Source organism: Halorubrum sp. SP3, assembly GCF_005435195.1.
GTDB classification, from domain to species: Archaea; Halobacteriota; Halobacteria; order Halobacteriales; family Haloferacaceae; genus Halorubrum; species Halorubrum sodomense.
In genome coordinates, this window is sequence record NZ_SGTU01000800.1 from 1 (window position 1) to 215 (window position 215).

The window sequence follows — 215 nt, forward strand, 5'->3', positions numbered from 1 at the left end:
GCCGCCCTGCTTCGTCATCTCACCCACCTCGGCCTGGGTGTAGAGGATGCTCTCGATGTTGTCTTCCATGTAGCTGCCGAAGCAGCTGATGGGAAGCCCCCTGTCCAGTCCGAAGTTGGCCCATATCGGGCTGGCGAGGCTGTAGAAGCCGCGGCTCATGTACTCGTAGAACCGGTCCGCGAACCCATCCTCACCGAGGATCTCTTCGGCGCGCT

1 pseudogene is annotated in these 215 nt (G+C 61.9%); it reads right to left on the reverse strand.

Annotated features, from left to right (window positions below):
* Window positions 1-215: pseudogene (locus tag EXE42_RS18265) on the reverse strand (ribonucleotide-diphosphate reductase subunit alpha); the annotation flags it as partial.